This is a genomic window from Herbidospora galbida (assembly GCF_005233835.1).
GTDB classification, from domain to species: domain Bacteria; phylum Actinomycetota; class Actinomycetes; order Streptosporangiales; family Streptosporangiaceae; genus Herbidospora; species Herbidospora galbida.
This window is the reverse complement of the sequence record NZ_SZQA01000002.1, coordinates 348359-366397: the sequence shown is the minus strand read 5'-3', so window position 1 is coordinate 366397 and position 18039 is coordinate 348359. Positions and strand designations below refer to the sequence as shown.

At 71.3% G+C, this 18039-nt stretch carries 14 protein-coding genes; 6 read left to right on the top strand and 8 right to left on the bottom strand.

The genetic code is table 11. From position 1 onward, the window contains the following. Positions 1-13 precede the first annotated feature (13 nt). Entirely contained in the window at positions 14-652 is a 639-nt protein-coding gene (locus FDA94_RS04705; RefSeq protein WP_030451408.1) for a response regulator, read from the bottom strand. Then, the gene (locus FDA94_RS04700) at positions 649-1794 is read right to left on the bottom strand and encodes an ATP-binding protein (protein ID WP_246059513.1); all 1146 of its coding nucleotides are present in this window, start codon (positions 1792-1794) and stop codon (positions 649-651) included. Before FDA94_RS04700 ends, FDA94_RS04705 begins: the two co-directional genes overlap by 4 nt. 158 nt (positions 1795-1952) lie before the next feature. Between FDA94_RS04700 and FDA94_RS04695 the strand changes: the two genes are divergently transcribed. The 5 genes from FDA94_RS04695 (at position 1953) to FDA94_RS04675 (ending at position 8216) form a co-directional block, all read left to right on the top strand. Further along, a complete protein-coding gene (locus FDA94_RS04695; protein WP_170990781.1) occupies positions 1953-3428 on the top strand; it encodes a PspC domain-containing protein in 1476 nt (491 codons plus the stop codon). Then, positions 3418-3630: a hypothetical protein gene (locus FDA94_RS04690; RefSeq protein WP_137245753.1), complete on the top strand. Its 213-nt coding sequence runs from the start codon at positions 3418-3420 to the stop codon at positions 3628-3630. The genes FDA94_RS04695 and FDA94_RS04690 overlap by 11 nt, the downstream gene beginning before the upstream one ends. Before the next feature lie 90 nt (positions 3631-3720). After that, positions 3721-4335: an SRPBCC domain-containing protein gene (locus FDA94_RS04685; protein WP_137245752.1), complete on the top strand. Its 615-nt coding sequence runs from the start codon at positions 3721-3723 to the stop codon at positions 4333-4335. A gap of 111 nt (positions 4336-4446) precedes the next feature. Then, complete coding sequence (locus tag FDA94_RS04680) at positions 4447-7161, top strand: CDP-glycerol:glycerophosphate glycerophosphotransferase (RefSeq protein WP_246059511.1); 2715 nt, start codon at positions 4447-4449, stop codon at positions 7159-7161. Continuing rightward, positions 7158-8216, top strand: a complete 1059-nt coding sequence (locus FDA94_RS04675; RefSeq protein ID WP_137245750.1) for a glycosyltransferase — start codon at positions 7158-7160, stop codon at positions 8214-8216. Before FDA94_RS04680 ends, FDA94_RS04675 begins: the two co-directional genes overlap by 4 nt. A gap of 40 nt (positions 8217-8256) precedes the next feature. Here FDA94_RS04675 and FDA94_RS04670 read toward each other — a convergent pair whose 3' ends face one another. From FDA94_RS04670 to FDA94_RS04660, 3 genes are read right to left on the bottom strand one after another with little or no spacing between them, the layout of a single operon-like run. Beyond that, positions 8257-9303 (bottom strand): sulfotransferase family protein, encoded by a 1047-nt coding sequence (locus tag FDA94_RS04670; RefSeq protein WP_137245749.1) that lies wholly within the window; start codon positions 9301-9303, stop codon positions 8257-8259. Between the two features lie 4 nt (positions 9304-9307). Next, positions 9308-10309, bottom strand: a complete 1002-nt coding sequence (locus FDA94_RS04665) for a sulfotransferase family protein (protein WP_137245748.1) — start codon at positions 10307-10309, stop codon at positions 9308-9310. After that, on the bottom strand, positions 10302-11141 hold the full coding sequence (locus tag FDA94_RS04660; protein WP_137245747.1) for a CDP-alcohol phosphatidyltransferase family protein: 840 nt from the start codon (positions 11139-11141) through the stop codon (positions 10302-10304). Before FDA94_RS04660 ends, FDA94_RS04665 begins: the two co-directional genes overlap by 8 nt. 229 nt (positions 11142-11370) lie before the next feature. Here FDA94_RS04660 and FDA94_RS04655 point away from each other — a divergent pair, with 229 nt between their 5' ends. Beyond that, positions 11371-12828, top strand: coding sequence for a stealth family protein (locus tag FDA94_RS04655; protein WP_170990780.1), 1458 nt, complete (start codon positions 11371-11373; stop codon positions 12826-12828). Here the strand turns inward: FDA94_RS04655 and FDA94_RS04650 are convergent. The 3 genes from FDA94_RS04650 to FDA94_RS04640 are packed head-to-tail and all read right to left on the bottom strand — an operon-like array spanning position 12825 to position 17976. Further along, positions 12825-15743 carry a bifunctional glycosyltransferase/CDP-glycerol:glycerophosphate glycerophosphotransferase gene (locus FDA94_RS04650; protein WP_137245745.1) on the bottom strand — a complete coding sequence of 973 codons (2919 nt, stop codon included), beginning with the start codon at positions 15741-15743 and terminating at the stop codon, positions 12825-12827. The genes FDA94_RS04655 and FDA94_RS04650 overlap by 4 nt on opposite strands. Beyond that, positions 15740-17032 carry an alpha-2,8-polysialyltransferase family protein gene (locus FDA94_RS04645; RefSeq protein WP_246059510.1) on the bottom strand — a complete coding sequence of 431 codons (1293 nt, stop codon included), beginning with the start codon at positions 17030-17032 and terminating at the stop codon, positions 15740-15742. Before FDA94_RS04645 ends, FDA94_RS04650 begins: the two co-directional genes overlap by 4 nt. Further along, positions 17029-17976 carry a glycosyltransferase family 2 protein gene (locus FDA94_RS04640; protein ID WP_137245744.1) on the bottom strand — a complete coding sequence of 316 codons (948 nt, stop codon included), beginning with the start codon at positions 17974-17976 and terminating at the stop codon, positions 17029-17031. Before FDA94_RS04640 ends, FDA94_RS04645 begins: the two co-directional genes overlap by 4 nt. Between the last annotated feature and the right edge of the window lie 63 nt (positions 17977-18039).

Here is an 18039-nt window from a genome sequence, read left to right as displayed (position 1 = left end):
ACACCCGGCGCTCTCAGACCAGTCGGCGTGCGGTGGCCCAGCGGGACAACTCGTGGCGGTTGGACAGCTGGAGCTTGCGCAGCACCGAGGAGACGTGGGTCTCCACGGTCTTCACGCTGATGAAGAGCTCCTTGGCGATCTCCTTGTACGCGTACCCGCGCGCGATCAGCCGGAGCACCTCCCGCTCACGCTGCGTGAGGGAGTCGAGCTCGGGATCGATGGGCGGGGCCTCGGTCGAGGCGAACGCGTCGAGCACGAACCCGGCCAGGCGGGGCGAGAAGACCGCGTCGCCGTCGGCCACGCGGGTGATCGCGTCGGTCAGCTCGGCGCCGCTGATCGTCTTGGTCACATAGCCCCGGGCGCCGCCCCGGATGACGCCGATGACGTCTTCTGCGGCGTCGGAGACCGACAGGGCCAGGAACCGGACCTGCGCCCCGGAGCCCAGCACCCGGCGCAGGACCTCGACCCCGCCGCCACCGGGCATGTGCACGTCGAGCAGGACCACGTCGGGTTCGAGCTCGGCGATCGTGGCCACGGCCGACTCCACGTCCTCGGCCTCGCCGACCACCTGGATGGAGGGGCCGAGCTCGGCCCGTACACCCGACCGGAACAGCCGGTGGTCGTCCACGATCAGCACTCTTACCGTTTTCATGGGGTGGTCCTCTTCATCGTCAGCGTGATCTCGGTGCCCTCGCCGGGGGCCGTCTTGACGCGGGCCGTGCCGCCGAAGCGCTCCATCCGGCCGATGATCGACTGGCGGATGCCCATGCGGTCGTCCGGTACGTCGTCAAGCACGAACCCCTTCCCGCGATCCCGGACGAAAACGGTGGCCTCGCCGGGTTCGACCTCAAGGTAAACCGATACCACGGGCGATTCGGAATACTTCGCCGCGTTGACCATCGACTGCCGGGTCGCGTGGACCATCGCCCGCAGGCCGTCGTCGAGGTCGCAGTCGCCCACGCAGACGATCTCGATCGGGACGCCGTGGGCGTCCTCCTCCTCGGCCGCGGCCCGCCGGACGGCGGCGGCGAGGGTGGCGTCGGCGTCCTGTTTCGGCATGTAGAGCCAGTTGCGCAGGTCGCGCTCCTGGCTGCGGGCCAGGCGGGTGACCTCGCGCGGGTCGTGGGCGGCGCGCTGGATCAGGGTCAGGGTGTGCAGCACCGAGTCGTGGACGTGCGCGGCGACCTCGGCGCGCTCCTCCTGCCGGATCCTCTCGGTACGCTCCCGCTGCAGCTCCCGCCACAGCCCGGCCAGCCACGGCGCGGCGATCAGCGCGACGCCGCCGAGCACGACCGCGGTGAACACGAGCCCGGTGCTGGCCTGGGCGAGCTGGTCCTGCGCCGCGAGGAACCCGATGACGCCGACGCCGACGAGCAGCAGGCCGATGCCCGACCGCACCCAGGTGGCGCGCACCCGGCCGACGGTCGAGGTCATCCACTTCTGCCGCCGGCCCGGCTCGGCCTGCTGCCACAGGATGAGGGAGCCGATCCCGCCGACGGCGATCGGCCACATGGCCAGGCCGCCGGCCGCCGCCCCGCTGACCAGGGCGAGCGCCCCGAACGCGAACCCGAGCAGGCCGTAGGCGGCCACCTGGCCCCAGTCGCGGCTGCCGTGCGGGTGCTCGGTCTGCTCGGTGGCGGTGAACATCCACAGCGCGGCGTACGCCACCACCCCGACCCCGTCGAGGATCGTGAGCAGCACGAACGCCAGCCGCAGCACGACCGGGTCGAGGCGCAGCTGAGCCGCGGCCCCTTGGGCGACTCCGGCGACCACGCGCCCCGCCCGGGGCCTCATCAATCTGGGGGACGCCTCGGCGGCGCCAGGGTTATCCGACATTGCTCCTGCATCGTCACATGTCGTCTCGCGCGTACGCATCAGGGCGAGTCCCTGAGACGGCTTTCAGGGACGTCCCCGATGGCGGTCATCCCAGGAAAACGGACAGGATGGGCACCATGACCGAGGCACCACCCGAGGAGATCCAGCTCGCCCGTTCGTCCGACGGGCGCATGCTCGTCGGCGTCTGCGGCGGCATGGGCAGGTTCACGGGCATGGACCCGGTGCTGTTCCGCGTCGGTTTCGCGGTGCTGCTGCTGGGGTCGGGCATCGGCTTGTTCCTCTACATCGCGGCCTTCCTGCTGATGCGCGAGCCGGGCGGGGGGCCCGGCTACGTGGAGCAGTGGACGCGCAGGATATTCGACCCCGAGACCGTGATGGCCCTGCTCGTGGCGGTCTTCACGCTCGGCTTGATCATCAACCTGGCCTCGGGCGGCATCGACCGGGGGACGATCGTGGTGGGGGTGCTGCTGGCGATCGCGCTGCTGGCGGCCCACGCGCGGGGGGTCGACGTGCTCGGGCTGATCACGTCGATTCCCGAACGGCTGTCCGGGCGGCGGGGCACCACCAAGATGGAGTCGGTGCCCGCCGCCGCCCCGACGATCACGGTGGCGGGTTTCACCACGGGGGCGACGGGCGGCAACCTCCGGGAGACGGTGCGGGAGTCCTTCCGCGAGTCCTACCGGATGTCGTTCGGCCGCTACCCGTCGACGAGCTCGGCCGACGACGGCCCCGAGGCACGGGAGCCGGCGCCCGAGGCGCAGGCGCCCACCCGTGACTATCCGCCGCCCCCTCCCCGCCCGAAGGCGCCCGACGGTTATCGCCGGTTGTCCGACCTGGCCTATGAGGCGAGGCAGGCGGCCTACGCGGCCGGCGACGCGTTCGCGCCGCACGGTCCGTTCGCCAAGAGGGCGCCGGCGCCACCGCCGCCGCCACCGCCCGTCAGAGCGCCCAAGGCGCCCAAGGCGCCGAAGGTCAAGAAGCGCAGGTCCTTCGTCGGCGTCCTGACATTCGTGCTCGCAATGATCGTTGGAGGGGTCATGGTCGCCGTGCAGCAGCCCGGGACCGAATCGGTGAGTCTGCCGATGGTCGGCGGGGCGGTGCTGGCCGTCATCGGAGGGGGTCTGCTCGTCGCCGCCTGGTTCGGGCGGGGGGCCGGGCTGATCGCGCTCGGCGTGATCGTCGCGGTGGCCCTGGTGGTCGGCACGTCGGTCACCGGCATTCCGAAGAGGGTCGGCAGCTACGCGTGGCACCCGACGACCGTCGCGACCGCCCAACGCACCTACGCCGTCGACGTCGGGGCGGGCGAACTCGACCTGACCGACCTCGAACTCGCGCCCGGCTCCCGGATCAGGTTCGACGCCTCGGTGTCGCTGGGACAGCTCACGGTGGTCGTGCCACCCGACGCCGTCATCGAGGTGCACGGGACCACCCGCCTGGGCGACGTCAAGATCGACCACCACGTCAGCGACGGCACCGACGTCTCGATCAGCCGGGTCCTCAACCCCGTGACCAGCCCCGACGGCCTGGCGGCCACGATCGAGCTCTACGTCTCGGCGGGCGTCGGCGACGTGGAGGTGCGCCGTGGCGCCTGACGTGCCGGAGCGCAACGACCGGAAGAGGGGCCACCGGACCGACTGGATGGCGCTGTTGTGCGGCCTGCTGTTCGTGGGGGTCGGGGTGCGCTATCTGACCGACCCGACGCCCGATCCGGCGATCATCGGGCCCATCCTCATCGGGGGTCTGGGACTGGCGGGAATCGCGGGCATCCTGGCCAAGGTGATCCGGAAGCGGTGACCCGGGGGTTGATCTGGGACTTCGCAGGCGTACGTTCGGAGTTTGGCGGTAGTTGTCTCCGGAGCGGCTTTGAGAGAACGGAGTCGAGCCATGCGATTCGAGCACGAGTTCACCGTGCCGGTCCCGGTCGACCAGGCGTGGTCGGTCCTCCTCGACGTTGAACGGCTGGCCCCCTGCCTCCCCGGCGCCACACTCGACTCCGTCGAGGGCGACACGGCCACCGGGAGGATGCGGGTCAGGGTCGGCCCGCTCACGGTCGACCACCGGGGCACCGTCCGGATCGCGAGCGCCGACAAGGACGCCCGGAGCGTCGAGGTGGTCGTCGAGGGCGTCCACGCGACCGGCGCCACCGACGCGGCCGTGGCGGCCCGCCTGGTGGACGACGTCGCGGGCACCCGGGTCACGCTCGTGACGACGTGCGCGACCGACCTTCCGCAGCCGGTCCTCGACGACATCGGCGCCCGCTTCGCCGCCAACCTGGCCGCCCTGATGGAGGGGCGGCCGCATCTGACGGTGGTCCCCGATCCCATCCACGAGTTCCACCCGTCGGGCACGCTGCGCACCTCCCGGACGGCCGAGGAGGAGGCGTTCGACCTGCGGGAGGCCGCCGGGGCGTCTCTGGTCAAGCGGCTGGCCCCGGTGGTGGGCGGGCTCGGCGCGATGGGACTGATCGTTTACGTCGTCCGGCGGTGGGGTCGCCGGTAAGTCGTGGGCAAAAGATGACTACAGAGGGCAATCGTCCGATTTCGTCAGGGAACATCCCATATCAGTGATTTTCATCTGATGTGGGGGGTGGGTATGGCGGCCCGACCGGCTGTGACTGTGGTCGTGATCACCTACAACGACGCGGCCCGCCTCCCGAGGGCCGTCCACTCCCTCTACGCCCAGACCCTCCGCGACCTCGAGATCATCGTCGTCGACGACGCCAGCACCGACGACACCGCCGACGTGGCCGGCCGTTTCCCGGGGGTGCGCTACATCCGGCTTGAACGGAACTCCGGCGGCTCCGGCGCGCCGCGCAACGCCGGGCTCGACGCGGCGCGGGCGCCCTACGTCATGTTCCTCGACAGCGACGACGAACTGCCCAGGCACGCGTGCAAGGCGCTGCTGACGGAGATCGAGCGGACCGGCGCCGACTTCGTGGCGGGCCAGATCATGCGCCACTACGAGGCCGGCGGGACGAGCGCGCCCTACTACCCGGAGCTGTTCGCGCGCAGACGCGTGGTCGAGGGCATCCGGGCCGAACCCGGCCTGTTCCTCGACGGCTTCTCGACCAACAAGATCTACGACGTCGACTTCCTGCGCCGCCACGACCTGCGCTTCCGCGAGGACCTGCACTACGAGGACCACGTCTTCACCGCCCGCCTCTACGCCCGCGCCGAACGGTTCGCGGTGGTGCCCTGGCCCGTCTACCTGTGGCACCGGGCGGCCGGCGAGAACCCGTCGATCTCGCTGAGCCTGCGCGACGTCGCCAACGCGCGGGCCCGGGTCTCGGCCGCCGAGAGCGCCGACCAGGCGCTGCGCGACGCCGGGATGGGCGACCTGGTCGCCCATCGCCAGGCCCGGTTCGTCCAGCACGACCTGCGGGTCTACCTGAACGCGCTGCCGAGGTTCGACGCGGTGTGGGCCAAGGAGATGGCCGCCGTGGTGCGCCCCTACCTGGAGCGCCTGGAGGAGGGCGTACTGGAGCGGGCCGACCCGATGACGCGGGTCTGCGGCGAGCTGGTGCTGCGCGACCGGGTCGAGGACCTGTGCGTGGCCGCCCGCAGCCTGACCGGCCCGAAGGCGCCGCCCCGGCACGCGGTCAGGGTCGACGGCCTGACCTACTGGGGCACCGAACCCGACCCGGCCTTCGAGATCACCGCGATGCGGCTGGCCGAGCTCCCCTTTTCCGAGGCCCGGCTGCGCAACGAGGTCACCGAGATCTCCGCGAGCGGCTCGGTTCTGTCGATGTCGATCACCACCTACGACCCGTTCGGCATCGTCGGGCTCGACACCGTGGCCGACCTCATCGCCAAGAAGCACCGGATCCGGCTGATGCCGCGCCGCCAGCCCGACGGGACGATCCAGACCGAGGTCGCCCTCGACCTGGCCACGATCCCGCCGGGCCGCAGCTGCGCCTACGAACCGCGCCTGGGCTTCACCCGCCCGCTCGACGGCCACACCACCAGCGACCCGCTGCTGGTCGGCGCGGGCCTGGAGCCGCTGGCGCTGAAGACCAAGGGGTACGAGATCACCGCCCGCCCCTTCGGCGACACCGCGACGCTGCGGCTGCACTGGCGCAGGACCGGCCTGCTCCGGACCCTCGCGCGGCGGCCGTCCATCCGGCCGCACGCCCTGCGGGCCGCCGGGCTGCCGATGCGGCTGCGCAGGCGGCTGGCCGTCAGAGACGTGAAGCTGGCCGTCTACAAGGTGCTGATCCGCGTCGTCCCGCGCAAGAAGGACCTGGTCCTGTTCGAGGCCGACTGCGGCCGGGGCTACACCGGCCACCCGCGCTACATCCACGAGGAGCTGGTCCGCCGAGGGTCGCACCTGCGCGCCGTCTGGTCGCGCTCCTCGGGCGCGTTCCCCGGGCACGTGACGACGGTCCGCCGGATGAGCTGGCGGCACATCTGGACCATGGCCCGCGCCGGCTGGTGGGTCGACAGCCACGGCATGCCGCTGGGCTTCCCGAAGCCGCGCGGCACCCGCTACCTGCAGACCTGGCACGGCCAGGGCGTCAAGTCGATCGGCCTGGACGCCCCCGACCTGCGCGGCGACTTCCCCGGCCCGCGCGAGGAGTGGCGCGCGAACGTGGCCCGCTGGGACGCCCTGGTCTCCCCCGGCGCCGAGTTCGAACGCACCTTCGTGCCCTCGAACGAGTACGCCGGCCCGATCCTGCGCCACGGCTCGCCGCGCTGCGACGTGCTGTTCCACGGCGACCCCGAGGCGGCGGCGCGGGTGCGCAGGACTTTGGAGATCCCCGCCGCCAAGAAGATCGTCGTGTACGCGCCCACCTACCGGGACCACTCCCCGGGCGCCTCGGTCCGCGCCGACCTGCGCGCACTGGCCGCCGAACTGGGCGACGAGTGGATCCTGGTGCTGCGCACCCACCCGATCGAGAAACACGTGATCCCGCAGGACCTGCGCTGGTTCGCCCGCCAGGCCGGCGGCTATCCCGAGGTCAACGACCTGCTGCTGGCCGCCGACGTGCTGGTGACCGACTACTCGTCGCTGATGTGCGACTTCGCCGTGACCGGCAAGCCGATGGTCTTCCTCGTCGATGACTGGGAGACCTACCGGAAGACCGAACGCGGCAGCTGTTACGACCTGCCCGAGATCGCCCCCGGCCCCTGCGTCACCACGACGCGGGACCTGGCCGCCGCCATCCGCGACCCGTGGAGCCCCGAACGCTACGCGGCCTTCCGCCGGACGTGGTGCGCCGAGGAGCGCGGCCACGCGGCGGCCCGGGTGGTGGACGCGTTCTTCGAGGGCGTGACGCCCGAGATGCCGGTCGCCGTGATCCCGCAGCCGACGGAGGCCGCCCTGTGAACACCGTCTCCTTCGCCTGCCTGGACGCCGACGCGCTCGGCGGCATGCAGCGCGTCACCCACACGCTGGCCCAGGGCCTGGCCCGGCGCGGCTACGACGTCCACGTGATCGGCCTGCACGCGTCGGCCGACCCGGTGACGTACATCGAAGACCCGGCCTACGGCCACCACGAACTCAACCCCGGCCCGCGCTGGCGCTTCGGCGCGACGAAACGCGCCCGCCGGCTCTTGGACGCGATCGCCCCCGGCCTGCTCGTGATGACCTCACCAGGGGTGGTGACCCGCCTGTCGGGCCACCTGGGCGGCCACCGGGGCATCGGCCAGTACCACGGCTCGTTCGCCCACGCCCGGGGGACCTGGCATCTCGGCGCGGTCAAGGCCCACTACGGCGACCTCGACCAGGCCGTCTTCCTGAGCGAGGACGACGCGTGGCGCTTCTCGGAGGCGGCGCTGCTGCCCAACACCTGGCACATCCCGAATCCGCTGGCCGGCTGGCCCCACCGCCCCTCTCCGCTGCGGAAGCCCCGGATCCTGGGCGTGGGCCGCCTGACCGGCGTGAAACGCTTCGACCGCCTGATCTCGGCCTTCGCCCGAGCGGGCCGCCCCGACTGGGAACTCCACCTCATCGGCGACGGCCCCGACACCGACCGCCTGATGTTCCACGCGGTGACCGAGGGCGTGTCGCACCAGGTCATGTTCCGCGGCCGGATCCCGGCGGGCGAGATGCCGACCGAATACCGCGCGGCCTCATTGGTGGCCCTGTCGAGCGACCACGAGGGCTTCCCCCTGGTCTTGGGCGAGGCGGCGGCCTTCGGCATCCCGGCCATCGCCTTCGACGTGTCGGGCGGCGTCAGGACCCTGATCGACGACGGCGTGACGGGGGTCCTGGTCCCGCCGGGCGACGTGACCGCCCTGGCCACGGCCCTGACGGAACTGATGGACGACGAACCGAGACGCGCCGAGATGGGCGCCGCCGCACGGGCCCACGCGGACGCCTTCCGCCTGGAACCCGTCCTCGACCAGTGGGAACTCCTCTTCGCCCACCTCAGCCGCTGAACGCGGAAACGCCCCGCCGGGAAGGGCGGAGCGTTTCCGATCAGGACGATTCGACCAGTTGCTGTTGCGGCAGGGGCGGGAGACCGGCCAGTTTTCGCTGGCCCGAGGTCAGCAGGGCCGGGATCGGGCCCGGTTCCCACAAGCGGATCAGGCGTTCGCGGCCCGTGCGTTTCAGCCGGGCGCCGCGTCTCTTGGCCGCCGTCGTCCGGAAGGCCGTCCGGTGGGTGCGGGCCGCCCTGGGGGCGCCGCTCAGGTCGTAGCCGTGGGCCTCCAGGCGGGAGCCCAGGACGGTCTCGCACAGCGAGATCTGCCAGGGTTCCAGCCTGCTCGACCAGCTGCCGCTGCGGGCCGTCGTGACGGCCGTGTGGGTGTTGGCGTGCCAGACCTTGTGGGCCGGCACGGCCACCTGGGCGACGTGCCGGGGCTCGCACATCGCCGGGTCGTAGTCCTCGCCGATGAAGCCGCACAGGCGCTTCAAGGACAGTTCCGGGTCGGCCGTCAGGTCCTCGTACCGGAGTTCGTAGTAGGAACCGGCGGGGAGGTGGGCGGCGTGGTGGCGGCCGAAGTCGATCGCCTCGGCCCAGTTCGCGATCGCGTGGTAGACGTCCAGTTTGTACCAGGGCATCTCCATCAGCGACGCCACGCAGTCGCGGCCGTCGCGGACCAGGTGGATGAACTGGGCGTCCGGGAACAGGCGCAGCAGCATGCCCACGTGCTTGAAGTAGCTCGGGCGCTTGTCGCCCCACCTCGGCTTGCCGAAGCGGGCCGCGTAGTCGCGGAACACCGTGCCCAGGACCGAGCCGAGGCTGCCGGGGGCCTCGACCGCGTGCCGGACGTACTCGGCGCGGTCGAGGCCCAGTTCGCGGAACTTGGTGTCCCGGCCTCCGGCCACCCATTCGGCCAGGCGGCGCCGGTTGTCGGGGCGCCGCATGTCGCCGTGGTCGCGGCGTGCGTGGTAGGCCTGGATCATGAAGCGGGTCTCCGGCGGGACCGCGATCCGCGGGTGACTGTGCAGCATGAGCTGCAGCATCGTGGTGCCCGAGCGGGGGCAGCCGATGACGAAGACCGGCCTGTCCGGGGTCTCCATGGGGTCAGGAGCCCAGCCCGGACAGCTCTCGCTGACCGTCGGTGAGCTGCGCGGCGACCGGGCCGGCCTCGCGGAAGCGGTTGAACCACTCGGTCACGGCCCGCTTGCGGTAGCGGCGCTTCCAGTAGGCGGCCGTCTTCTCGTACTGGGCCACGTGCTTGCGCTCGGCCTTCGGGGCGCCCGACAGCTCGTAGCCGTAGGCGGTGAGGCGCTCGCCCATCACGGTCTCGCAGAGCGAGATCTCCCACGGCTCCAGGCGGGTCGCCCACGTGCCCTGGCGCGCGGTGGTGACCTCGCCTCGGGTGTTCTCGTGCCACGACTTGTGCGACGGGATCGTGTCGGCGACCTTCGACGGCTCCGTCATCGCCGGGTGGAACTCCTCACCCAGGAACGCGCACAGCTTCTTCAGTTCGAGCTCGGGGTCGGCCGTCAGGTCCTCGTACCGCATCTCGTAGTAGCTGTCGGGGCCGAGGCCGCACTTGCGGCCGAAGTCGATGGCCTCGCACCAGCGGTTGACCGCCTGGTAGATGTCCTCCTTGAACCAGGGCATCTCCTTCAGCGACGAGACGCAGTCGCGGCCGTCCCGGACGATGTGGATGATCTGGCAGTCGGGGAACATCGCGATGAGCGCGTCCATGTGCTTGATGTACGGCGGCCGTTTGTCGCCCCAGCGCGGCTTGCCGTGCTGCTCGCCGAACATCTTGTAGACCAGGCCGACGACCGAGCCCAGCGAGCCGGGCCCGGCCACGGCGCGCTCGATGAACTCGTGCTTGTCGATGCCCAGGTCGCCGAACTGGGTGCGGTGGCCGCCGGTGACCCACTGCGCCATCTCGCGGCGGCGCTCGGGGTTGCGCAGGTCGCCGAAGCGGCGGCGCTTGAGGTAGGCCTGCACGAGGATGCGCGTCTCCGGCGGGATCGCGATGCGCGGGTGAGCGTGCAGCATGAGCTGGAGGAGCGTGGTTCCCGAGCGGGGGCACGCGACGATGAAGATCGGCCGATCAGACAAGCACTTTCACCCTTTCCGGTACGACCCGGTCGGCCTCACGGGCCGCCAGCCAGGTGCGGTAGACGAGAGCGGCCTCGAACGCGGCCAGCAGCGCGCCCGTGGCGAGCGCGGTCCAGAGCATCGCGGCCGCCCCGAGCAGGGGCGCGACGACGAAGATCGCCGCGTGGAACTCGATGCCGCTCATGAGATGGGTCCGGACGCGGTGCCGCCCGAGGAACAGGCGGAACCGGTCGAACCAGGGGAATCTGCGGCGGAAGGCCGACTGGAGATCGACGACGGAGTCGTCGCGGACGTCGGCCAGCGGGTCGGCCAGCAGGACGTCCTCGACGAACACGGGGTCGCCGCCGGTCGCGGCGCGCACCCGGTCGCGCGAGGCCTCCCTGACCCTGAGGAGCTGGGGCCCGTTGACGTACCGGAACAGGTCCAGGACCACGATCCCGGCGGCCAGCCACAGGGCCTCAAGGGTGCCCTCGCCGGCGGCGAAGCCGAACGCGCATCCCGCCACGCGCACCCGGTCGCCCACGTAGTCGAGCCAGAGGCCGAACGAGGTCCCGCTGCCCTTCAGCCGGGCGATCTTGCCGTCCATGCAGTCGACGGTGAAGCTCAGGTAGAACAGCGCCGCGCCCGCGGCCAGTTCACCGGCCGCGAAGCAGGCGGCCGAGGCGACGCCGAGCAGCATCGACAGGCCGGTCAGCCCGTTGGGCGTGATCGAGGTGTGGTTGGCGGTCAGGAGCGCGAGCCGGCACGCGACCGGGTCGACCGCGAAGACGGTCCACCAGGAGTCCCGTGGCTTGCGCGTCGCCAGTATGTCGTCGAGCGTGAAGCCCCCCATGAACGTAAGAATGACTACGTTCGGTAGTCGGCAACGGCTTCTTCTGGGCTCCCCAGAGCATCTCGTTGCCACTTCTTGACCATTGCCCTGACGTGGGCAAAGCCCCCGCCAACGCGCTCAGGCGTCCGGTAGGGTCGCCGCATTCTTCGGGGGGAGAGCCATGCCGGTGTCTACGTTGTACCGTCAGCTTCACAGCCGCCTGACAGCGCGCGAGCCGATGCCGCCCAGGGTGGCTCTGATCAGGCAGGACGCCAGTCCCGCGCAGGCTTCGCGGGAGACGTTCGACCTGATCTGCCGATCACTGTCCGGATCGGCGATTCCGTTCTTCTGTGTACGGCCCATGCGCGGCCGTCCACCGGTCATCGCGGTGCGCACGACGTACCGGCAGAGGGCCATCACGTCGCTGTCCCGTCACGGGCTCTACGGCGCGCGGTTGCCGGGAGGCCGGCACAAGGTCAACGAGCTGGGCAAGATCCGGCAGTTGCGCCGCAACGACATGGCCGACGCCAAGGCGGTCCGCCTGTGGCTCTACTACGCGAGCCCGTCGCGCACGCTCACGCTCGGGCCCGAGTCGGGCGTCGACCTGGAGTTCTGGCAGCGTGAGGGCGAGCTGCTGGTGGCGCCTCGGCCCAACCGCGTGTGCGAGGCGGTGCCCGTGCACGAGGAGACCGTCGACGCGCCCGAGTCGCTGTTCAACCGGCTGGTGTCGGAGTCGGCGCGGGTCTATCCGACGCGCCCGGAGTTCGCGCGGCGGCTGGTCGACGACGTCGACTTCCCGATCGACGCGGTCTACACCTGGGTCGACGGCAACGACCCGGAGTGGCGGGCCCGCAAGGAGCTGGCGCTGACCGGCGGCCTGAGCGACCTGGCCACGAGCGAGGCCCGGTTCGTCAGCCGCGACGAGCTGCGCTACTCGCTGCGCTCGCTGCTGACGTACGCGCCCTGGATCAGGAACATCTTCATCGTCACCGACCGGCAGAAGCCGTCGTGGCTGGTCGAGGACGACCGGATCCGGATCGTCGACCACAGCGAGATCTTCTCCGACGCGTCGGCGCTGCCGGTGTTCAACAGCCACGCGATCGAGTCGCGGCTGCACCACATCGAGGGCCTGTCGGAGCACTTCCTCTACCTGAACGACGACTTCTTCCTGGGCAAGGTGCTCTACCCGGAGACGTTCTTCGAGGGCAACGGCATCACCCGGTTCTTCCCGTCGATCGCGCAGGTCCCGTTCACGCTGAACGAGGACAACCCCGTCCACCAGGCCGGCATGAACAACCGCCGGATGCTGGAGGAGCTGTGCGGGCGCACGCTGACGCAGAAGATGAAGCACGTGCCCTACGCGCTGCGCCGATCGCTGCTGTTCGAGCTGGAGGAGCGCTTCCCGGCCGAGTTCAAGACGGTCTCGGCCAGCCGGTTCCGGCGGGCGAGCGACATCTCGACCGCGTCGTCGCTGGCCCACTACTACGGCTATCTGACGGGCCGGGCGCTGCCGGGCCAGATCGACTACACCTACGTCGACCTGGCGCTGCCGAAGACCCCGGCGAAGCTGCGCCGCATGCTGGCCAACCGTGAGCACGACGCGTTCTGCCTGAACGACACGGCGCCGACGACAGCGGACCAGGACTCCGCCCTGGCCCGCTTCCTCGACGCCTACTACCCGACGCCCACGCCGTTCGAGGCCCTCTAAAGAGAGCCGCTGAGCAGCAGGTCGACCACCCGGGACGACGCCCTCCCGTCGTCCCACGGGCAGAACTTCTGCCGGAACGTCCGGTAGGCCGCGGGCACCGCGGCCTCCCTGATGGCGTCGATGGTCTCGTCGGTGGTCCTGGTCAGCGGCCCCGGCGCCTCGGCGGTGAAGTCGAAGTAGAAGCCGCGCAGCGTGTCGCGATAGCGCTCCAGGTCGTAGGTGAAGAACACCATCGGCTTGCCGGTGCAGGCGAAGTCGAACATGGCCGAGGAGTAGTCGGTGACCAGCACGTCGGCCGCCAGGTACAGGTCGGCGATCTCGGGGTAGCCGGTCACGTCGATCGCCGGGGCCTTGATCTTCGGCCGGTCGGTGATCAGGTGGTGCGCTCTGACCAGCACGACGTGGTCCTTCAGCGCGAACTGCATGCGGGCCAGGTCGAGCTCCATCGACAGGCGGCGCTTCTTGCCCCGGTGGAGGTCGTCGCGCCACGTGGGGGCGTACAGGACCACCTTCTTGCCCGGCGGGACGCCCAGCCGCCTCCTGATCGCCGCCGAGCGGTCGGCGAACAGCAGGTCGTTGCGGGGGTAGCCGGTCGACAGGACCACGCCCCGGTAGCCGAACGCGCGCCGCATGATGGGCGTCGAGAACGGGTTCGGGGAGATCAGCAGGTCCCACTGCGGCACGTCGCGGGCCATCCAGTCGAGCAGCTCGGTGCGCCGGAACGGCAGGTCGCGCAGGTCGTGGCCGAGCTTCTTGAGCGGCGTGCCGTGCCAGGTCTGCAGGTAGGTCTGGCCGGGCGGCTTGGTGTACCAGTTCGGCTGGGTGCGGTTGCCGACCAGGTAGCGCGCCGTCGCCAGCGCGTGTTCATGCTCCTTGGAGCCGTGCAGGACGACCCGGGAGTCCTCCGGCGTCTCGAACGAGCCGTCGCGGGTGACCCAGACGTACTCCAGCGGCAGGTCCCGCGACCGCATCTCCTCGAAGATCGCGCGCGGGTTGCAGGAGGCCAGCCGGCCGCCGTAGGCGTCGAAGACGACGGTCTCCCTGATGGGATTCCGCTTGAAGTGCCGCACGGTCCCCCGAAGGCGGCGTTCGGCGAACCGGCCCCGTTCGTCGTCCTCCAGCGCGGGCTGCACGACCACCAGGACCTCCCCTTCGAGTTCGGTACGGAACGACACCAGGTGCACGCCGATCCGGCGCGGAGACGGCGACACCCCCACGCGCAGGCGAAGGGGTGTGCCGTCGGTCTTCCTGATGCGCCAGACGCCCACCCTGGCGGGCGGGGTGATGAGGACGCGGCCGTCCTCGCCGGGCCGGTGGGTGGTCTTCTGGAACACCAGCGGCTGGACCTTCCGGGTCCGCACCGCGATCCGGTCACCGCTCCACTCGATCCAGGCGTGGCCCCGGTCCTTCACCCGCCGCCGCAGCACCAGCCCCTCTTCGGTCAGGCTCGGCTGGTGGCCTCCCCCGGCCGGATAGCGCCGGTATCCGGTGTCCGGATGGGCCTCCGGCACGCCCTTCCTGACGACCTCGCCGTCGGTCACCGAGCAGTGCAGGTTCCACCGTCCGCGCGGCACGTCGGCCAGGTCGATCGACGCCTCGAACCCGGCGTCGTCGTGGCAGGTCGCCGACTGGCCGGAGTCGGCTGTGGCGTCCATCCGGGTGACCCGTTTCACCGCCAGCGGCAGCCGGACGCCCTCCCGCTGGAACCACAGGTCGATGACTCCGCGCGAGCTGTCCAGATGGGTGATGTAGGCGTAGCCCCGGGCGGTCAGCACGCTTCCGTCCATCTGCACGCCGTCCACGACCGCCTTCAGCTGGAAGTCGACGCCGGGGTCGTACACCGAGTCGGGGATGCCCTTCGCCGGGTCGCGCAGGAACGGGTAGTCCATGAACCAGCGGCGGCGCTTGAACCAGCCGTGCCGCACCGCGCCGGCGTCGCCGAGCGACGCGCGGCGGAACATCCGGACCTCCCGCAGTTCGGGCACCATCCGGTTGGCGGCCAGATGCAGCTCCAGCCGCCTGATCGACGGCTGCTTGGCGATGGCCTTCGGGTGCAGCACGCCCAGGGTCTCGGCCAGCGAGTCGAGCAGCGCCTCCTGGTCGGCGCCCTCGGCCGTCTCCAGCGACTCCAGCAGGAACGCCAGGTCGAACTCGGTGACCAGCAGGTCGTGCCGGGCCCACAGGCGGGGCGCGTGCTCGTTCAGGAACTCCGACACGTCGCGCATCGAGGCCAGCCGGTCGAGCACGTTGGCCGGCTCGGTCCGCCGCTGCGAGATCGAGCCGGTCCGGACCCGCCAGTGGTAGACGACCTCTTCGAGCACGTCGGTCGAGCGCGACAGCACGTGGGCCGGGATGGTGACCGGCGAGTCCTCGTAGTTCCGGGCGGGGAACTCGAAGCCGTGCCGGTCCCAGAACTCGCGCCGGAAGACCTTGTTCCAGATGGTCCGGTCGGCGAGCAGCGCGTGCCGGCGGCGGATGTGGGTGCCGGTGGCCGAGGTGGCGAACGCCTCGGCGTGCCCGGCCGAGGGCCGCAACTTGCCGCTCACGATCCGTTTCACGTTCCCGCAGGCCAGGTCCGACCCGGTGGCCTCCAGGCTGCCGACGAGGGAGGCGTAGGCGGTGCGCGGCAGGGTGTCGTCGCCGTCGGCGAAGGCCAGGTAGGTGCCCCGGGCCGCCCGCGCCCCCGCGTTGCGGGCCGGCCCGAGGCCCCGGTTCTCCTGTTGGATCAGGGTGAACCGGGGGTCGGCGGCGGCCTTCGCCTTGGCGATGACCGCGCTGCCGTCGGTGGAGCCGTCGTCGACCAGCACGTACTCGATGCTCTTGAGCCGCTGCTTGGCCAGCGAGTTGAGGCAGCGCGGCAGGAACTCGGCGACGTCGTGGAAGGGCACCACGACCGAGAGCGTCGGCCGGTTCATCGCGTCACCAGCCGGCGCGCGTACCGCAGCGCCCGCCGCCACAGCGACGGCCTGGGGGCCTTCTTGATCAGCCCGTACTGGGTCAGGCGGCGGCGCGGGAAGTAGCGCCAGCGCAGGTCCTTGCGCAGTTCCCGGACGACCGCCTCGGCGCTGGCCCGCAGGTGGGGCATCCGCTTGCGCTGGGCGCAGTAGACGACCCCCTCGACCAGCCGGGGCAGCAGGTCGGGCTCGACCGGGGCCGGGACCAGCGCACCGGTCCGGGTCAGCTCGGGCACGCTCGCGTCCACGATCGTCAGCGCCACCCGGTTGCTGTTCTCGTACGGCTTCAGCCGCTCCAGCACGCGCGGGCAGCCGACCGTGGCGACCGGGATGCCGAAGTAGTGCCGGGCGGTGATCAGGCCGGTCGAGAAGGTGCCGACGACCAGGTCGGGACGGTAGGCGGCGAAGCACGTCTCGGCCGGCACCGACTCGGGCACCACGGTGAGCTGCACGCCCAGTTCGTCGGCCAGCGCCTTCATGCCGCGCACCTGGCGGCGGCCGGCCGACGGGTGCGGCTTGAACCGGATCGTGGTGAAGCCGCGGGCGACGACGCCGTGCAGCATCGCCTCGTGGATGGCCGTCTCCTCGTCCCACGAGATGATCCCGGCGTCGGACATGTACTGGCTGAGCAGCAGCGCCCCGCCGCGCCCGCCGACCGGCGTGACCGCGCTGACCTTGCCGACGATGTCGCGGAAGGCCACGTCGGGCACCGCGACCGCCGGGACCTTGTGCTCCGACAGCATCAGCGGCCGCATGCCCTCGATCAGGTCGAGGTAGAGCAGCCGCTCCACGCGCGCCCCCAGGTCGCCGGGGATCGGGTCGCGGGTCGGGCCGTAGCTCATCAGGCCCTCGGAGTAGACCGTGATCGGGCAGCCGGAGAAGATCTCCACCAGCCCGCGCGCCGGGTAGGCGCCGATCGACTCGACGATCAGCTCGTCGGGGGCGTGCCCGTCGAGCAGCCGCTGGGTGAGCAGCCGCCGCAGCAGCGGGCCCTGCTCGGGCCGGACCCGGACGCGGACGGGGTGGTAGGGGGCGATCAGCTCGTTCCAGAAGTGCACGTGGTCGAACCGGTCGCCGATCGCCTCGAAGGCGGGCGTCCGGTGCAGGGGGGAGATCAGCTCGGGTACGGCGACGTTGCTCGACACGAGCAGCACGCGCCGCCCGGCCGGGCCGAACAGACCGGCGTCGATGGCCGCGGCCAGCGTCATCGCCCCGAACAACGTCGAACAGTAGAAAAGCTGGGTTTTCACGGAAGGAACCTCCTGAGCAGCTTCTCGCGGGCGTGGCCCAGCGTCGGCAGGACCACCGCGAGGGCGTCCGGCGGGACTTCCCGCAGGGCGGCGGTGGCCCGGTTGTCGAAGGTGGCCGCGACGTCGGGGCGCAGCCGCCGGCGCAGCTTGTGGTGGTAGGCGATCAGCGCGCACAGGTTGTGCGTCGCCTTGCGGACGAGCTCCGGGTCGTCTCCGTCGAGTTCGTGGATGACGCCGAGGTAGGCGTCGAGGAAGTGGAGTTGCCGTTCGTCGCCGACCTGGGTGAGCGAGGCCTTGAGGCCGCGCCGGTAGAACACGCCGGTCAGCGAGGCGACGGCGTAGGTGGCGGCGTGGAGGTGGAGGCGCCACACCCAGGCCCGGTCCTCGGCGGTGGCCAGGGCGGGGTCGAACGTGAGCAGCCCCTGGTCGGAGAGGGAACGCCGGTAGATCCCGGCCCACGGGACCGGGTAGTCGACCATGCCGAGGCGGCCCATGCCGGTGATGCCCTCACGGCCCGGGAAGACGACCCCGCGCCGCTGTTCGGGCGCCCGGCGCACCTCTCGGGTGGTGCCGGTCACCCGTACGTGGTCGACCCGGACGAAGTCGCAGCCGAGCCGTTCGATGGCGGTGACGAGCTGGGGAAGGTAGCCGGGGGCGTACCAGTCGTCGCCGTCGAGATAGGTGACGTACGTCCCGCTCGCCGCCGCCAGGCCCACGTTGCGGGCCGCCGAGACGCCGGAGGAGGCGTCCCGGCCGATGACGGTCAGCCCCGGCAGGTCGCCTCGGAAGCTCTCGGCGATCTCCCGGGTCGCGTCGGCCGAGCCGTCGTCGACGACGATGAACTCGAAGTCGGCCCGCGCGTTGGCGCGCAGGGAGGTCAGGGCGTCGGCGATGTGGCGTTCGCCGTCCCTGACGGGAACGATCACCGAGAGGGTGGCGGCCATCCGGGGCAACTCCAACGGGCGGAACGGTGTGGATTACAGGGCGGTTACCCCGCAACCCTGCCG